The sequence below is a fragment of the Variovorax sp. J22G73 genome, from assembly GCF_030317035.1.
In the GTDB taxonomy this organism is placed as follows: Bacteria; Pseudomonadota; Gammaproteobacteria; order Burkholderiales; family Burkholderiaceae_C; genus Variovorax.
Genome location: NZ_JASZYK010000013.1, coordinates 25,969 through 39,779 on the forward strand (window position 1 = coordinate 25,969; position 13,811 = coordinate 39,779).

The 13,811-nt window shown below is 61.0% G+C and carries 17 protein-coding genes and 1 pseudogene; 10 read left to right on the plus strand and 8 right to left on the minus strand.

The features are described 5' to 3' along the window. Window positions 1-981, plus strand: coding sequence for an acrylyl-CoA reductase (NADPH) (gene acuI / locus QTI51_RS31760; protein WP_286517263.1), 981 nt, complete (start codon window positions 1-3; stop codon window positions 979-981). Window positions 982-1,205: 224 nt separating this feature from the next. Here acuI and QTI51_RS31765 read toward each other — a convergent pair whose 3' ends face one another. Beyond that, the gene (locus QTI51_RS31765) at window positions 1,206-1,793 is read right to left on the minus strand and encodes an amidase family protein (protein ID WP_286547674.1); all 588 of its coding nucleotides are present in this window, start codon (window positions 1,791-1,793) and stop codon (window positions 1,206-1,208) included. 58 nt (window positions 1,794-1,851) lie between these two features. On the opposite strand from QTI51_RS31765, the gene QTI51_RS31770 reads away from it, so the two are divergent. Continuing rightward, on the plus strand, window positions 1,852-2,223 hold the full coding sequence (locus QTI51_RS31770; RefSeq protein WP_286517265.1) for a LysR substrate-binding domain-containing protein: 372 nt from the start codon (window positions 1,852-1,854) through the stop codon (window positions 2,221-2,223). Between the two features lie 168 nt (window positions 2,224-2,391). Here the strand turns inward: QTI51_RS31770 and QTI51_RS31775 are convergent, their stop codons facing one another. Then, complete coding sequence (locus tag QTI51_RS31775) at window positions 2,392-3,423, minus strand: Tle-like phospholipase domain-containing protein (RefSeq protein ID WP_286517266.1); 1,032 nt, start codon at window positions 3,421-3,423, stop codon at window positions 2,392-2,394. A 366-nt stretch (window positions 3,424-3,789) separates the two neighbouring features. Here QTI51_RS31775 and QTI51_RS31780 point away from each other — a divergent pair, with 366 nt between their 5' ends. Continuing rightward, entirely contained in the window at window positions 3,790-4,872 is a 1,083-nt protein-coding gene (locus QTI51_RS31780; protein WP_286517267.1) for a M15 family metallopeptidase, read from the plus strand. Window positions 4,873-5,154: 282 nt separating this feature from the next. Here QTI51_RS31780 and QTI51_RS31785 read toward each other — a convergent pair whose 3' ends face one another. Continuing rightward, window positions 5,155-6,096, minus strand: a complete 942-nt coding sequence (locus tag QTI51_RS31785; protein ID WP_286547675.1) for a hypothetical protein — start codon at window positions 6,094-6,096, stop codon at window positions 5,155-5,157. 316 nt (window positions 6,097-6,412) lie between these two features. Then, on the minus strand, window positions 6,413-6,829 hold the full coding sequence (locus QTI51_RS31790) for a GNAT family N-acetyltransferase (RefSeq protein WP_286517269.1): 417 nt from the start codon (window positions 6,827-6,829) through the stop codon (window positions 6,413-6,415). Between the two features lie 980 nt (window positions 6,830-7,809). Here QTI51_RS31790 and QTI51_RS31800 point away from each other — a divergent pair. The 3 genes from QTI51_RS31800 to QTI51_RS31810 all read left to right on the plus strand — a co-directional run bounded on the left by QTI51_RS31800 (window position 7,810) and on the right by QTI51_RS31810 (window position 10,150). Beyond that, window positions 7,810-8,469: a glutathione S-transferase family protein gene (locus QTI51_RS31800; protein ID WP_286517270.1), complete on the plus strand. Its 660-nt coding sequence runs from the start codon at window positions 7,810-7,812 to the stop codon at window positions 8,467-8,469. A 946-nt stretch (window positions 8,470-9,415) separates the two neighbouring features. Further along, window positions 9,416-9,778, plus strand: a complete 363-nt coding sequence (locus tag QTI51_RS31805) for a VOC family protein (RefSeq protein ID WP_286517271.1) — start codon at window positions 9,416-9,418, stop codon at window positions 9,776-9,778. Window positions 9,779-9,796: 18 nt separating this feature from the next. Next, window positions 9,797-10,150 carry a hypothetical protein gene (locus QTI51_RS31810; RefSeq protein WP_286517272.1) on the plus strand — a complete coding sequence of 118 codons (354 nt, stop codon included), beginning with the start codon at window positions 9,797-9,799 and terminating at the stop codon, window positions 10,148-10,150. Between the two features lie 560 nt (window positions 10,151-10,710). Here the strand turns inward: QTI51_RS31810 and QTI51_RS31815 are convergent. Then, window positions 10,711-11,226 (minus strand): YcxB family protein, encoded by a 516-nt coding sequence (locus QTI51_RS31815; RefSeq protein ID WP_286547676.1) that lies wholly within the window; start codon window positions 11,224-11,226, stop codon window positions 10,711-10,713. Between the two features lie 316 nt (window positions 11,227-11,542). Next, window positions 11,543-11,599 (minus strand): annotated as a pseudogene (locus QTI51_RS39000) (hypothetical protein); the annotation flags it as partial. Here QTI51_RS39000 and QTI51_RS31820 point away from each other — a divergent pair. Continuing rightward, complete coding sequence (locus QTI51_RS31820) at window positions 11,587-11,790, plus strand: hypothetical protein (RefSeq protein ID WP_286517274.1); 204 nt, start codon at window positions 11,587-11,589, stop codon at window positions 11,788-11,790. The pseudogene QTI51_RS39000 and the gene QTI51_RS31820 overlap by 13 nt on opposite strands. 45 nt (window positions 11,791-11,835) lie before the next feature. On the opposite strand, the gene QTI51_RS31825 is transcribed toward QTI51_RS31820, so the two are convergent. Then, on the minus strand, window positions 11,836-12,186 hold the full coding sequence (locus QTI51_RS31825) for a hypothetical protein (protein ID WP_286517275.1): 351 nt from the start codon (window positions 12,184-12,186) through the stop codon (window positions 11,836-11,838). Next, window positions 12,179-12,592, minus strand: coding sequence for a hypothetical protein (locus tag QTI51_RS31830; RefSeq protein WP_286517276.1), 414 nt, complete (start codon window positions 12,590-12,592; stop codon window positions 12,179-12,181). The genes QTI51_RS31825 and QTI51_RS31830 overlap by 8 nt, the downstream gene beginning before the upstream one ends. Window positions 12,593-12,745: 153 nt before the next feature. Here QTI51_RS31830 and QTI51_RS31835 point away from each other — a divergent pair, with 153 nt between their 5' ends. The 3 genes from QTI51_RS31835 to QTI51_RS31845 are packed head-to-tail and all read left to right on the plus strand — an operon-like array spanning window position 12,746 to window position 13,685. After that, on the plus strand, window positions 12,746-13,096 hold the full coding sequence (locus QTI51_RS31835; protein WP_286517277.1) for a hypothetical protein: 351 nt from the start codon (window positions 12,746-12,748) through the stop codon (window positions 13,094-13,096). Further along, on the plus strand, window positions 13,072-13,356 hold the full coding sequence (locus tag QTI51_RS31840; RefSeq protein ID WP_286517278.1) for a YiiG family protein: 285 nt from the start codon (window positions 13,072-13,074) through the stop codon (window positions 13,354-13,356). The genes QTI51_RS31835 and QTI51_RS31840 overlap by 25 nt, the downstream gene beginning before the upstream one ends. Beyond that, a complete protein-coding gene (locus QTI51_RS31845) occupies window positions 13,353-13,685 on the plus strand; it encodes a hypothetical protein (protein ID WP_286517279.1) in 333 nt (110 codons plus the stop codon). Before QTI51_RS31840 ends, QTI51_RS31845 begins: the two co-directional genes overlap by 4 nt. The last annotated feature ends 126 nt before the right edge of the window (window positions 13,686-13,811 follow it).

Below are 13,811 nucleotides of genomic sequence, written 5' to 3' on the forward strand. Positions count from 1 at the left end.
ATGTTCAAAGCGCTGGTGCTGGAAAAGTCGCCGGAATTTTCGGCCAGGGTCCGGGACGTCGCAGACGAATTTCTTCCTGGCGGTGATGTGATGATCGATGTTGCCTATTCGACGCTGAACTACAAGGACGCGCTGGCGATCACCAACAGTTCGCCAGTGGTGCGCGAGTGGCCCATGGTCGCTGGCATCGATGGCGCGGGCACTGTGCGAGAGAGCGCTCATCCGGCATGGAGGCCGGGTGATCGGGTATTGCTCAATGGGTTTGGCGTCGGAGAAAGGCACAAGGGTTGCCTCGCGCAGCGCGCGCGGCTGGACGGCGACTGGCTGGTACGCTTGCCGGACGTGTTCACTCCACGTCAGGCCATGGCCATCGGCACCGCGGGATACACGGCGATGCTGTGCGTGATGGCGCTCGAGCGACACGGACTGGTGCCGGGCGAAGGCGAAGTTCTTGTCACCGGGGCAACCGGCGGGGTCGGATCGGTTGCGGTGGCGCTGCTGTCGAAGCTTGGCTACAGGGTGGTCGCCGCGAGCGGGAAGATCGGCGAGATCGCCTACCTGAAAACGCTTGGCGCCACGTCGGTAATCGATCGTGCCGAACTATCCCAGCCGGGCAAGCCCTTGCAGAAGGAGCGTTGGCGCGCTGTTGTCGACGCCGTGGGGAGCCAGACCCTCGTGAATGCGTGCGCACAGACACAGTACGGCGGCGCAGTGGCCGCCTGTGGGCTGGCGCAGGGCGCTGACTTTCCTGCTACGGTGATGCCATTCATCCTGCGCGGCGTCGCATTGCTCGGCGTGGACAGCGTGATGGCGCCACTTTCGCTGAGAAATGAAGCGTGGATGCGCTTGGCAAGGGACCTCGATGGCGCGCTGCTGGAGACGATCACACACGAGATCGCACTGACAGAGGCCATTGATGTCGCGCGGGAACTGTTATCAGGAAAGATCCGCGGGCGTATCGTGGTGCGCACAGCCGACTGACGCAGCAACGCGGAATTCGTCTTGGCCTGTGCGCAGAATCGGGGTGTTGGCACGCGCCCGGCGAGGGTTCAGCCGCACTATGTGCGAGCCGCCGAGTTTCGGCGCATGTGCGCGGTTGATGGTTTGGCAGAGCCGGCGGGCTGCCGTGCACACGAATCTCTGGGGCTGGCGTCCTTAACTTTGAGGCTGTGTCGCTTGAGCCTTGAGTTTCAGGCTGCAGCCGGTCAGCTCGCCTGCGCGTCGCCTGCCCACACGGCAGGCCGCCGCGTCTTCCAGGGCAGTGACTGTTCAAGTTGCCCCGCCAGGCGCAGCAACAGGTCCTCCCGGCCGAATCCTGCTGCGAACTGGATGCCGATGGGCAGGCCCGTGGCGGGCTCTACGGCCAGAGGAACGGACATCGCTGGCGTCCCCGCCACATTGGCGGGGGGAGTGAAGGGGGTGTGGCGAAAGACGCGCGCGGTCCATTCCAGTCCGTTCATGCGCTCCGCGCCTTCGCTGTAGGTTGCAAGAAGCCCCGGCATTTGCGGCAGTGTCGGCGTCATGAGCATGTCCATGCTGGAGAACCAGCTGCCCACAGTGCGTGCAACTGTGTTGCGCACTTCGAGCGCTGCGGCAAACTCCACCGCGCTTGCGGTGCGGCCATAGCGATAGTTCGCCAATGTGGAAGGCTCCAGCGTCGTCGCGTCGATCGGGCGGCCGGTTGCCGACGCGAGGCCATCGATCCAGCGCACGAGCGTCGCGCACCAGATCTGCGCGTTCGCGTGAACGAAGGCCTCCCAAGTCACGCCAAGCGGCAGCGCAACTTCCTCCACACGGTGACCAAGTAACTCCACTTGGCGCGCTGCCTCCCGTGTAGCCTGCGCTCTGACGTTGCACCAGGCACGCCGCGATGTGGGGTACGTGTGGCCGCTGCGCCAAGGCGCAGGGAAGCCGCGAGGGTACCTGGTCGATCCGGTGGTCGTGGCCAGCGACCCGGCATTGCTGCACGATGCGCTTTGCGGCGGTGTGGGCATCTCGTTGGCAATGGAGCGGAGCATGGCGGCAGACGTCAAAGCGCGGCGCCTCGTGCGGGTGCTGCCGCAATGGGTTGGTCCGCCTCAGGAGCTGAACGCGCTTTCGTCGCGTGAGCGAATGCCTTCGCCGAAGGTACAGGCCTTCATCAGCTACCTGAAGGAGCATCTGACGTTCGAAAGCGGATCGAGATCTCTCACGGCTCCCTCAGCCCCATCGAATACCGGGTGAGCCGTGGATTGCGGCATAAAACCAGTCCAAGTTTTTATACGCACCCCCACTGAGTCACTTCTAGATGGAGATGAACATGTTCGGGTCATGGACAGCTACCAAGCCGTTTCGTCGTTCGACTACCCGAAGCTCGGCAGCGGCGCGCCCTCGGCATTTAACTCAAGCGACTTAGGAGGCTGTGCACATGGCCGCCGTGGAGGCCTGCTTGCATTTCTGCTCCTGGGCCTTCTTGAATAGCTTCGTGCACTTGGCAACTGAACTTGCGAACCAATCAGCATGCGCCTCTTGAGGGGGTCTGATTGCATCGCCGGCCAGCGCCGTCGCTAGACGTGCCATGTTGTGTGAGTGCGTTCCGAAAGTGCTTGAATCGTAGTTGAATCTCACCTCCTGGATATGCAGATGCGCGGGATAGAAGATCTTGTGGAAGATCCTCAGATTGCTCAGGATCTCGTTGGACTCGTACACCCGAATGATCGGCGCCTCGGCGCCCAAGTCGCGCGAGCAATTGCACAAAGCTACCCTCTCAGCACCGTCGATGGCCGTGTATCCCGTGATGATGCTAGGATCAAAAACGACGGCTTGATGAATCTCCTTGGGGTAGCTATATAGCGCGTGTTGAGCCAGTCCTCCTCCGAGAGAGTGACCTGTCACGATGACTTTCGCTCCAGAAAGATTCGGAGTCGCCTTCACCTTATCGAGGACGTTACGAACATGTCTCTGAACCTCGCTGTATTGAGTCTTTTCGGTGAGACCGCGGCTCAATGGCCACAGATTGCCGTACCACCAGTCGCGTGCATCGGAGGTTCCTCTGAACGCGATGACTAGTTCGTTGCGATCCGGGCTGTGCCAGACGCGATACATCAGACCGAACCTGTCTTCGCATCCGTGATTCCCTTCCAATTCTTCTACGGGCGTAAACGGCTTCGCACGATCGAAGTTTGTGAGGGTCTCCCTGACCGTAATCGCTTCGGCCCTTATTCGCTCTATTTCGGCGGCCGACTGTGTAGTACCTGGGCAGCCCTCTTTGTCGAAATAGGCGTACGCCGACATCAGCGCATAGGGTGCGAAACGCGTGGCGGCGCTCGGAACATCTCCGAGAGCCATGCGGTACTTCGCCGATCGCACGCGAGGGACGTCGTGACCAAGGACCGAGAACGGGTTGTACCAATCCTTGGGGGCGGGGCAATCGGAAACGCTCATGTGAGTGCATCCGCCGAGAATGAAGGACAGAGAGCAGATCGTTGTTGCGTGCGAGAGCCTTCGGTATTTCATGGAGCACCTCGGTTGTTGCCTCTGACTGAACCTTCAACTCGCGTGTCAAATGTTATTGCTCGCCCAGCGACTGGTGTCTCCCCTGTTCATGGGAGAGCTCCTGTGGCTTACCACGCCCGCATTGCGCATCGCAGGAACCGTTGCTGCAGTCCAGACCGATTGGTCAGTCTCATCGCTATCTGCGCTCGTCACGCCAAGGTCCGGCTGGATTCATGGCCCTCCCAGATTTTGGGGATGCGCATGCATGCCAAGGGGGCATAGAAAGGCGGACAGTTTTCTCTTTGAGGAGCCGTCATGCCGGAAAGCACCTTCAATCACCCTTTGTTCGGTCCCGTCCGGTTCCGTACAGCGTCGAAGTTGCAGTGGATACGTGGGGATGCCATTAGCTTTGTCAGTGGCTTCGACGAAGCCGACATTCTTTCGCTCCAGATACCGCAACTCGCAGGCATTGATGGCGCCAACAATGGCCACCTGAGGTTCCACAAACGCGGCCATGCCCAGCTTCTGCGTTCCTTCGAGGAGATTGCGCAGCGCGGTCTGCTGCATCACATCAAGACGTGCGCCGGCACCTTGAACAAGCGGCTGCGAAAGCCCGTAGGCGGCGGGCTCAGCAAGCTTCCCTCGAACCATGCATTCGGAATCGCGATCGACCTGAACTCCGACGACGGCAGCATGGGTGGGTCCGTCGCCCCCGTGGCTCCGATTTTTCAGGCAAACGGCTTCATCTGGGGAAAGTCGTTCAACGATCCGATGCACTTTGAGGTGAACACCTTCGTGTCGGCCGATTCGTTGGCTGCCAAGGGTGTCGAAGCAGTCCAGCCGCAATTTATCGCCTGCGGCCAGAAGGTTCACAACCGGGGCGCACCGCCCGAAGCATTTCTCACCGAGCTGGTCAAATGGGGCCGCGGTGCGGATAACGAGGTCTTCGAGCGGAACGGTGTCTTCGACATCTATTCGAGCGTCGTCTCACAGCTGGGTCCGTGGCGCGGCGAGCTGCATCGGCGTGCCGTGATGCTGGAGGTACTCAGGGTGCTCGCAGGATTCGAGAGTTCCTGGAAATGGGATGCCGGCCGGGATGTGACGAACCCAAACTCAGGCACGTCTTGTACAGAGGAAGCGGGCATCTTTCAGTGTTCGGGCAACTCGATGGCATTCAGCCCGCATCTTCGGCAACTGCTGGTCGACGCTGGCGGCGACGGGACGTGCGAGTCGTTCATCAAGACCACCAAGTCGAATCACAGGTTCGCACTGGAATACTGCGCTCGGTTGATGAGAGTCACGACGAAGCATCACGGCCCAATCAAGAATGGGCACATTCATTCATGGCTTCGCAGGGATGCGGTCGACGAGTTCATGCGATACCTTGGACATGACTGAAGAAGTGGGGGCGGCGCTGACCCCGTCATCGCCGAGGGCAGCGTGCCTGAAGTGCTCTTTCCCCACCCATGATGTGTCGCTTGATGACAGCTGCGCGCACGCGTCCCGGGGCGCGGACGGCCGCGCCGCCGGCCCGGCGCTTGCCCAGACGCATTCGCACGGCAGCATGACTTCGAAGGTCTCGTGTTAGTCGCCGAAAGTGTTGATTTCCACCGAGATTTGAACCGACTAGGGTCATAACCGTGGCGGTTGTCTGCCGCGGATCCACCTCGTCGAGTCGCATCATGCAGACAGCATCTCGCCAAATCGACAGCAAACCAGTGCGTAGCGGCTGGCCACGATGAGGCTGTCATCTTCCGCATCCTGCGTACCGACGAAGAACACCCACGCCTTGCCAGGAGACTTCTGATCCTGCTTTCTTGAATCTATGGCGTCTTGCTGTGCAGCGCGGATTTCGCCGTGAAGCGTGGTGCGCTGCCGATCTGTCCAATGCGCCCATTGAACACGCAGCCGGTAGAACCGCCCCGGCTTTCCCGTGGCTTCATCCCACTCACCAGCATCCAGCGACACTTCCATGTGGTCATCGGTTCGCGCCGGCGCTGACCATCGAAGCGCCACGCAGAAAAGACGCGTCCTTTGACGCATCAACCACATGCCTGAAAAAGCCAAGCGCTGAAATACCGTCGCATAGGTATCGCCCGGACAGTCCGGAATGCTCAAGTCCAGACCACGATCATGGGGGTATTGCATATATTGCCCGCAGATGGGGCAGATGGTCGCCACGGTGTGGCCATGGAAACTCGCCGCAGCTTGGCGATTCGGTCGACCACCCGGTCGAGTAGCAGCCCCATGAGGAACTGGTCGCGTGTCGCCGCCATCCACCACCGGCCGCTCGTCGGTCAAAACCAATTTGTTGGGATACGGCAGAGGGAAACCGTCTGGGAGGCTGATCGACTCCTCCTTCGCCCTGTCGACCAACTTCTCGAAGCCGCTGACGCCGCAAGGATCGATGTGCTTGTTTGCACTTGGCGTGAAGTACGGTGCGCGTTTGCTCACGCCCTTTTGAAACGATGCGGGAAAAACCTGAATGCCACAGCCGGGACACACGTAGTCGTCGCGACCGACGACCTCCATTTCCCAAAGCCGGATGGCGTCGATGATTCTTCCGCTTCGTCTATCGCGAGCACTATCCATTTGACTGCCTTTCAGCGTGACAGCGAACAATCACAGGTAGACAGATGCGTTTCTCGACAAATGTTTCGCATCGCCTTTGGTCCCAATCGGCCGCGTGAAAGCTGATCACCAATTCATCGGGCGGCAGCGTTTTCGTGGCGATTGACAGCGCGCCGTTGCTCATTTTTTGACATCGAATGGTCATGTCGACGTGTCGCCACATCGGCGACGCCGCACCCTTAGCGTGCGCAGCCACATCGCTGCAGGCACCAGCCTTGGAGCGGGGTGTCCGATTCTTCGGTCGGCGCGCCGCGCATGGCCCGTCTTGCCAGCGCCGCGGGGAGGAACCGAATTCGGCGAGGTCTGGCTATGCGTTGTCGCTGCCGGAACGGACAAAGGAGTAGCGGTGGATGTCGGTGCGCAGCTTCCATTGCTTGCGCTCCCAGAATCGCTGGGCCTGCAGGTTCGTCTTGAACACGTCGATGTGCGTCTTGAGGATGCCCAGGCCTTCAAGTGCGGCGAGGCATTGCTCGGCCAGCTCGGAGCCGACGCCGCGGTCTCGGTATGTCGGCAGGACGATCAGGTGCTGCAGATACCCGCGGCGCCCATCGTGTCCAGACATCACGCAACCGACGATCGCGTTGCCATGCTCGGCGACGAAACTCAACGACGGGTTGCGCAACAGATATCGCTCGGTGGATGCGCGTGAATCGGCGTCGCGCAACGAGATCCCGGGCGTTTGCGTCACCAGCTCAATGACGCCCTCGTAGTCTGCGATCGTCATCGCTCGGATTGACGGTCGGGATAACGTGTCGAATGAATTCATAGGGGTCGCGAGGCCTACGCAAGTTCGCGCGTCATTGGCGGGCTCGCACCGCAGCGCGGCGCCGCCGCTCTTGCGCGAAGCCAGGTACGGACATCACCATCGGAGGCTGTCAGATGGTTGCGTCACGGGTGCTGGCGCCGCCCGCACGCGAACCTGAGATAAACCAGGGGGAAGTGAGGATGAGCCAATGGTACAACCTGCGTGCTGCCGGCGAGGCCGCGTCATCCGCAGGACAAGGCGAGGGTCGGATCGGCCGTGCAGGTCGTGCAACGGTGGATCCTGATGCGCTTGCGCGATTCGAAGGCGAGGTCACTGCCCGAGATGGCGATGCGATGGCTCATGCCCGGCCTCTCCAAAGCAGCGCGATGGCGCGCAACACGGCTTGCGGATCGGCCTTGCCGCGGCCCGCGGTGTCCGTGGCACTGCCATGCCCGACGCTCCACCGCAGCGCGTCGCCAATTGGCTCATTTGGAGTTGCGAGCCCGCTTGCTCGGTACGTCTCGGGTCAGCCATTAGTTGCTGGAGGACCGTAATCGGTCAGCCAACACATGTTGACGTGTCGTATGCACAGGTGACCAGCAATGTAGCGAAGCACTCGGCGTCGCAGGTGAGAAGGTGTGAGCCAGTGTCCTGAATGCCAAACCTGCGGCTCGATAGGCGTTCTATTTCGGCCTCGCCTAGACACACGACCGGAAAGAGAACATCATTAGTTACATGAAATGCGCCAGCTGCCTTTCGTCCGTGCTCACGGGCTGCTGCACATGACCGAGCAGGACGGACCCCATTGCCTGAGAAGACCTGGCTCAGTGCCTTAGCGCCGATCCCGTGCCGGTCGAGCAGCTGACTGCCGGCGACTGAATACGTTGGTGAGAACCGCCCAGCCCAGCCCCGCTCCGCGAATATTGATTGTTCAACCACGTCTTCGAATGGAAAGCGCGATGAAACTCTATCAATTCTCCTGGGGCATCTACCCGCGCCGCATTCACGTCTACCTCAAGGAAAAGAAAATCACCAGCCTGGAGATGATCGAGATTGACGTCATCGGGCAAGAAAACCGCAAGCCAGGGTATCTAAAGAAGAACCCAACCGGCGGCATTCCGACGCTGGAGACCGAGGATGGGTTCACCATCTGTCAGTCGAGCTCCATCATGCAATATCTTGAGGATCTATACCCCGCACCGGACATGCGCGGAAGCACCCCGGAGGCGCGAGCGCGCACCCATGATCAACTCATGCTCGTGAATGAGGCTTACAACTTTGCAGGAATTTGCACATTTCACGCCAGCCCGCTCTTCTCCAAGATGCGCCTGCAGAACGACGAGGTAGCCCGTGGGATGCATTCCGAGTATGTACGGGTGCTGGGAAGCCTCGAGACGATGGCCGGCGCGAGGCCCTATATGGGCGGCGAAACGCCCAGCATCGCTGACGTGGCTTTCTTTGCCTCCGAGCAGTTCATGCGTGATCTCTACCAGCTCGAACTGCCCGCCACATGCGCAAGATTGGAGGCCATCTACAACCGATTTCTGCTGCGCCCGAGCGCGGCGCCGGCGGCGTATCCGAAGTTCATCGTGCCACTCGCTCCCTTGCGCGCGATCTAAAGACGTTCCGGCGCGATCAGCAGCCATCCGGAACGACAGAACGCCGAGCGGCTCATGCGCGCAGTCACTCCACTGGGCAATTCGCCGGATAGCATGGTCAATGTCTCCCGCCTCGATGCAGGTGTCGTCACTCCCGACAACCAACCGGTCGAACTCGACGCACTTCTGCTGGCGACTCAATCATGTCTTCCTGGCGACCGCGGTGGAGGTTGGACTGCAACTTCGCGTGCAGGCCAGCGGCGTCTGGCACGTGCCATGTCCAGTGCAGAGATGGAAGGCTAGCCCTTCAACTGCTGCTGTGCGGCTACCGATTGGCCGACGGTGGCCGCAGGCTCGATGCGGGGCTGCGCCTGAAGCAGCGCAGTGGCATGCGGATTCCGCTGCTTCCGATCATCGGAGAGACTGCGCCCGATCGCCCCCGGCGTGTTTGGCAATCAGGTGTCGCCGTGCTTTTCAAGCCCGTCGACCCAGACCGACTCCCGCGTGCCTTGAAGGCGACGCTCCAAGATGCCCGGGAATTTCCAGGATTTTTAAAAGGCCGATGGACGTTGCCTCAAGGCTGTGGGTATCGCACGGCAAGTCTCTTTGATGCGGCGAGGGTCCGAGCCAGGGCGCGTGCGTCGCGATGGGTCGCGATAGCTTCGGGGCTCACGAATGGTCGTGATCCAGCGCAGTTTCTTGTCGGGATGGCCGTATCGAATGGCGCTTGAGTCCGACGTCCACGTTGTCGTTGGGCTGGCGGCGAGAACTGGCTGTCGGCCCGACGGGATGGCGGCAGCCCAAGTGAGTCGCTGATCTGGTCACGCGGCTCTCGGGCACCGCTGCCGTGTGGCGCCACAGATGAGCGAAGGACTGGCCCGAGTGCGGGTTGATTTATCGCAAGACGGTTTGGACGGCCGATGCTAGAAACCCACCATCACAGCTTGCGGCCTCGAAAGGAGTTTTCATGTTCGATCACATCGGTATCCGCGCCAGCAACAGCGAGGCCAGCGAGACCTTCTTCCTGCGCGCACTGGCGCCGCTGGGCGTGACCGTTGCGATGAAGGGCCCGCACGGGGCTGGCTTGGGAAAGAACGGCAAACCATCGCTCTGGATCTACGAAAGCAAAGCGTGCCCAGTTCCGCTGCACCTCGCGTTCACGGCGGAGCACCGCAGCCAGGTCGATGCGTTTCATCGCGCGGCGATCGAAGCAGGCGGCAAGGACAACGGAGCGCCGGGCCTGCGAGCACACTACCACCCCCACTGTTACGCAGCCTTCGTCATCGCGCCCGATGGCCACAACGTCGAGGCGGTATGCCACGTGCCATAACTGTGCGTTCATCAGCACATGACAAATGCTTTGCTAAATGCGCTCATGATGGCGGGCTTTCTTGCCTTCGCATTGCTTGCCTTCGCATTGCTTGCCTTCGCATTGCTTGCCTTTGTCCTTTTTCTAGTTTGGCGGCGAGCCGTCGGGCGCGGTCCTGTCGGCCCGCTGTCCGCAAACCTTGGCTACGCATCGTGCGTCGCCGTCATTCCGCCCGCGGTGTGGTGTGCAGAGCGCGCCTGTCTGATGAGCTTTCGAGACGCGAGCCAGTCGTTTTGGGCGCACATGGACGACATCGCGCATGGGTTCGCGCTTTTGGCGGCCCTCTGGACGTCCTGGGGCGTGGGCGCCTTAGTGGCGTGCCTCGCCGCTTAGCGCTTCGTCGTGATCAATCGACGTCTTGCAACGGCCCCTTGATTGAAGCGGTGTACACGGTTCGCACGCACGAACGGATCTCTCGAAAGTTGTCGCTCGTGACCGGCCGCATTCTGACCTAGCCCGGCCAGCACGCGCAGCAGCCCGACAGCTTCCTCGCGCCCCGGCGAGACCAAAGCGGGCAAGCTGGGCGGTAGCTTCCGGAGGTGCGGCGGCCGTTTGGCTTTCTGAGTTGGAGAGGATTTGTGCCGAGGCAGCGCATGCCCCATAGCGACGAACTGCTCGCTTTGCGAATCGCCAACAGGAGGCTGCGCTCGTTCGCATTCGATACGCGCAGCCGAAGCCTGTGCACAGGGAGACGAACCGCTGGTATCCGTCAATGGCAGCTATTGCGAAAGTCTTCATGTACCTAGGTGGACGTCTGTGCTGCATGTCCGGTTGTGACCTGTCGCCAACTTGGCGCCCATATTGGCTGTCAAGCTTCCTCATGGCCGTCGTTCGAGCCGCGCCCTGCAGTGTTCCTACTCGATGCGAAAGAACTGTCCAAGTCAATGACAGCTCTAGCCCTCTCGATAGTCTTGAATTTGAGAACGCGCGAGGTTCTGTGCCGCTGCAACATCTTCTGCTGTGGCGGCGGCTGCGTCGGGCAGCCACAGGAAAACGTTCGGCCCTTGGAACAGCATGAGACCGTCAGCGAAACGACGAGCTTTTGTGAAGATCGCCCAGCCCGTGCGCGATTCAGAGCCCCGGCCTCGCACGTGCGCTCCGCTCTCGGACAGAGAAAAGGTGATCTCGTCGTTATAGAACGGGCTTTTTCGGAATTTCTTCTCAAGCATCCAGATGCTTAGTGAGCGAGGCCAACCCGCCAAGAGCACCCCCACCATGATCAGGCAAGCCAGAATTACCGCCACGCCCGGAGCCTTGTTCGCCAAGATGCTCAAAGCCAGCACACAAGAGAGTCCCCACAGCCATCGATTCTGAAAAAACGGGCGCATCCACCAGATTTCCCGCTTGTAGCGTTGAAGGCCCGTCCAGAAGTGGTGTACCGAAAATTGAAACCGGTATTCGATCGGCATTCGAGGTAACGCATTCTTGTCTTGCATGGAAGTGTGACTAATCCGGGTCGATATGGTGATTTGAACTGTTTGCGGTCCCTGGCTGAATGCCATGCGCTTTCACGGTCGCGCAAGAACCGCATGCCGCCGGCGCACAAGACCAGGCGGCGTCGAGGGACCAGTTTCTGGCCGGCAGAAGCCCTTCAATGAAGGACCGCATCCTGTTGTTGTTCGGCAGAGGCCGCCAGAGCGTTCTCGAGCACCTCGAACACGTCGCGTCCGTGCTCGACACGTAGTAGTTGCCAAGGTTCGCGATGTGCGTTGCGATCTTGTCGCCCCAGGGCGGCTTGGAGCCGCCGTTCTCGAGGTCCCATAACAAAAATGCGGGAGGCAACTGCTCAGGGTTACTTTGATCAGTTGCAGCTCTGCGAGCTCAAAGAGCACTGGCATGTGGTCGATGCCCAACTGCGCGGGGAGGCCGTTGGTGCAAAACCCGACGCGAGCATTGCCATGCAGCGCCGCTATGCATTGAGCCGGATGATCGGCCACGGCAAGATTCGGGATGAGGTTCCACTCGACATCTGAAGTTCATGTTTGGGCTTACGCGAACTGTTCCGGGCGCGCGAAAGATCACCTCTCAGGGTGCTTGCGGGTCAACGCCAACCGCGCGCTGCCGGAGAGCGGAACGCCTTCCGGCAGCGAAGCCAAAACCTCGGCGCCTCGCGCTGCGGTCCCCATGTTGGCTACGAAGGTCAGTGGTGTGTGGCGAAACGAGAAGATCAGGTTGAACGTGCCGTAGGCCTCGCGCACGTCAACCTCGCGAATGTCCGTACAGGGCCGCTGGCGCCGGCGGATCACCCGGAGGACCAACTGGTCGCCTTCGATGCGGCAGACGGGATTCAGGCTGTTGGTCGCAAGTGCGATCCACGGCAATCCACGCAGACCGGTAAATGTTGCCAACGGCGCCGCGGCCTCAGCCAAGCGCGTTCACTCCCTGGGTGCGCAAGCGCTGCATCAGCGATTCCCAGCGCTCCGCTTCCCAATCCGCAAGGCATTGTTCGAGCAGCGCGGGTGAATGCAGCTCCGCCGTGATCGTGGTCTTCCGAGAACTCAGCCATCCCGTCTTTAGGGTGCGCATGAAGTGCACCTGGTCGTAAGGCGCTTCGTCCATCGGCACATGACTCACGTACAGCTCCGCACGGGAGGCCGGGGCCTGGAACACGATGGCGGGCAATGGTCCTTCTTGCGTTTCGTACCATGCGGCCATGACCTTCTTCCAGTCGACCGACCTGACGAGCGCGATGGCCGCTTCAAAGCCGTCGACCTGGCCGATGTCGATCGGGTCTGTCGAAGGCACACCGGACTGGATGGTTGTGTAGTGGAGCATCGGGTTGCTGCGGGACGAAATGAAAAGTTGTCGACGACATGCATCGCTGCGTCCCGCACATATATCACAACATCCTGAAGACCAGCGGCGCGTCGCCGTTCTAAAGTCTGCGGTCTCGCCACTTCTGTAGGAACATGCAGGACAGTATTTCGCGTGTGCGACATTGCCGGATGGGTGGCCGTCCTGGCCTTGCCGATGACCGTTGCCCTGACTGGTTGCAAACCGGAAGCGTCGACAACTCCGACAGCGCCAACAGGCGCGTGCAATCTCGTGGTGTCGGAGAAGCAGCAGATAGCAAAGCTGAACGCCTATGGCGTGGCTTACAACAAGTTGCTCCAATGGCACAGCTTCGGCAGGATCCAGCGCGACTACCGGCTTGCCAACCCGAAGGTCGCAAAAGCAGGCGCCCCGCTTGACAGTTACAGCTTTGCGGGCGGGATGTCGACGACGCCCTGCGCGCTTTCGACAAGGCCATGGCCATGGCACAGCCCTGGCCAGAACTAGACGCGCCGGGCAAGGCGCTCAAGGCCGCGCTCGAAGCGTTCAACCCGCTGATCAAGGAAGCGCGCACCTGCGAAAGCACCAAGGAATACCTGGGCGACAAGGGCGCCAAGGCGTGCCTGGATGTGCCTCTGGTCGCAGCACTCGATGCCGCCAACAAGGCCACCGCGGCCTTCGGTGCCGCGTTGTCCGCGCAGACGCTGAAGCGCGACGAGGCAGAACTGGCCACGCTCAAGCCGGGTACGCCGGGCTTTCACCGTTGAAGGTGTCGCTCGAAACGCGCAAGCTCGCAGGTACCGTCAGGCTCGCTCTCGAAGAGAGGCAGAATCTGCCCGCCGTGGACGCCGCGCTGCAAGGCGTGAGCGCCGCGAACACCGAGCTCGGCACGCTGCGCAAGGGCCCGAAGGCGCCGCCGGCCTGGGATCCGGTGTGCGCGAGGTACAAGGAGAAGATCGACAGCCTGATCGGCAGCACGCGCGCGCTGACGGCCACGATGAGGGACGGCTCGAACAAAGCGGTTGCCGATGCAGCTACGCAGTGGGCCGACGCGCGCAACAAGGCGGTCAACGCGGCTTACAGCTGTGCCAGCTGAGGCGCCTATAGGCAGGATCAGCAAAGCGGTACATAGCTGAAGACGGGTACTGCACCAAGGCGACGACATTGCATGGACGCGCGCCCGCTCATCTAGTTCGAAAGCGGCATGCCGAGAGCAGTGGGC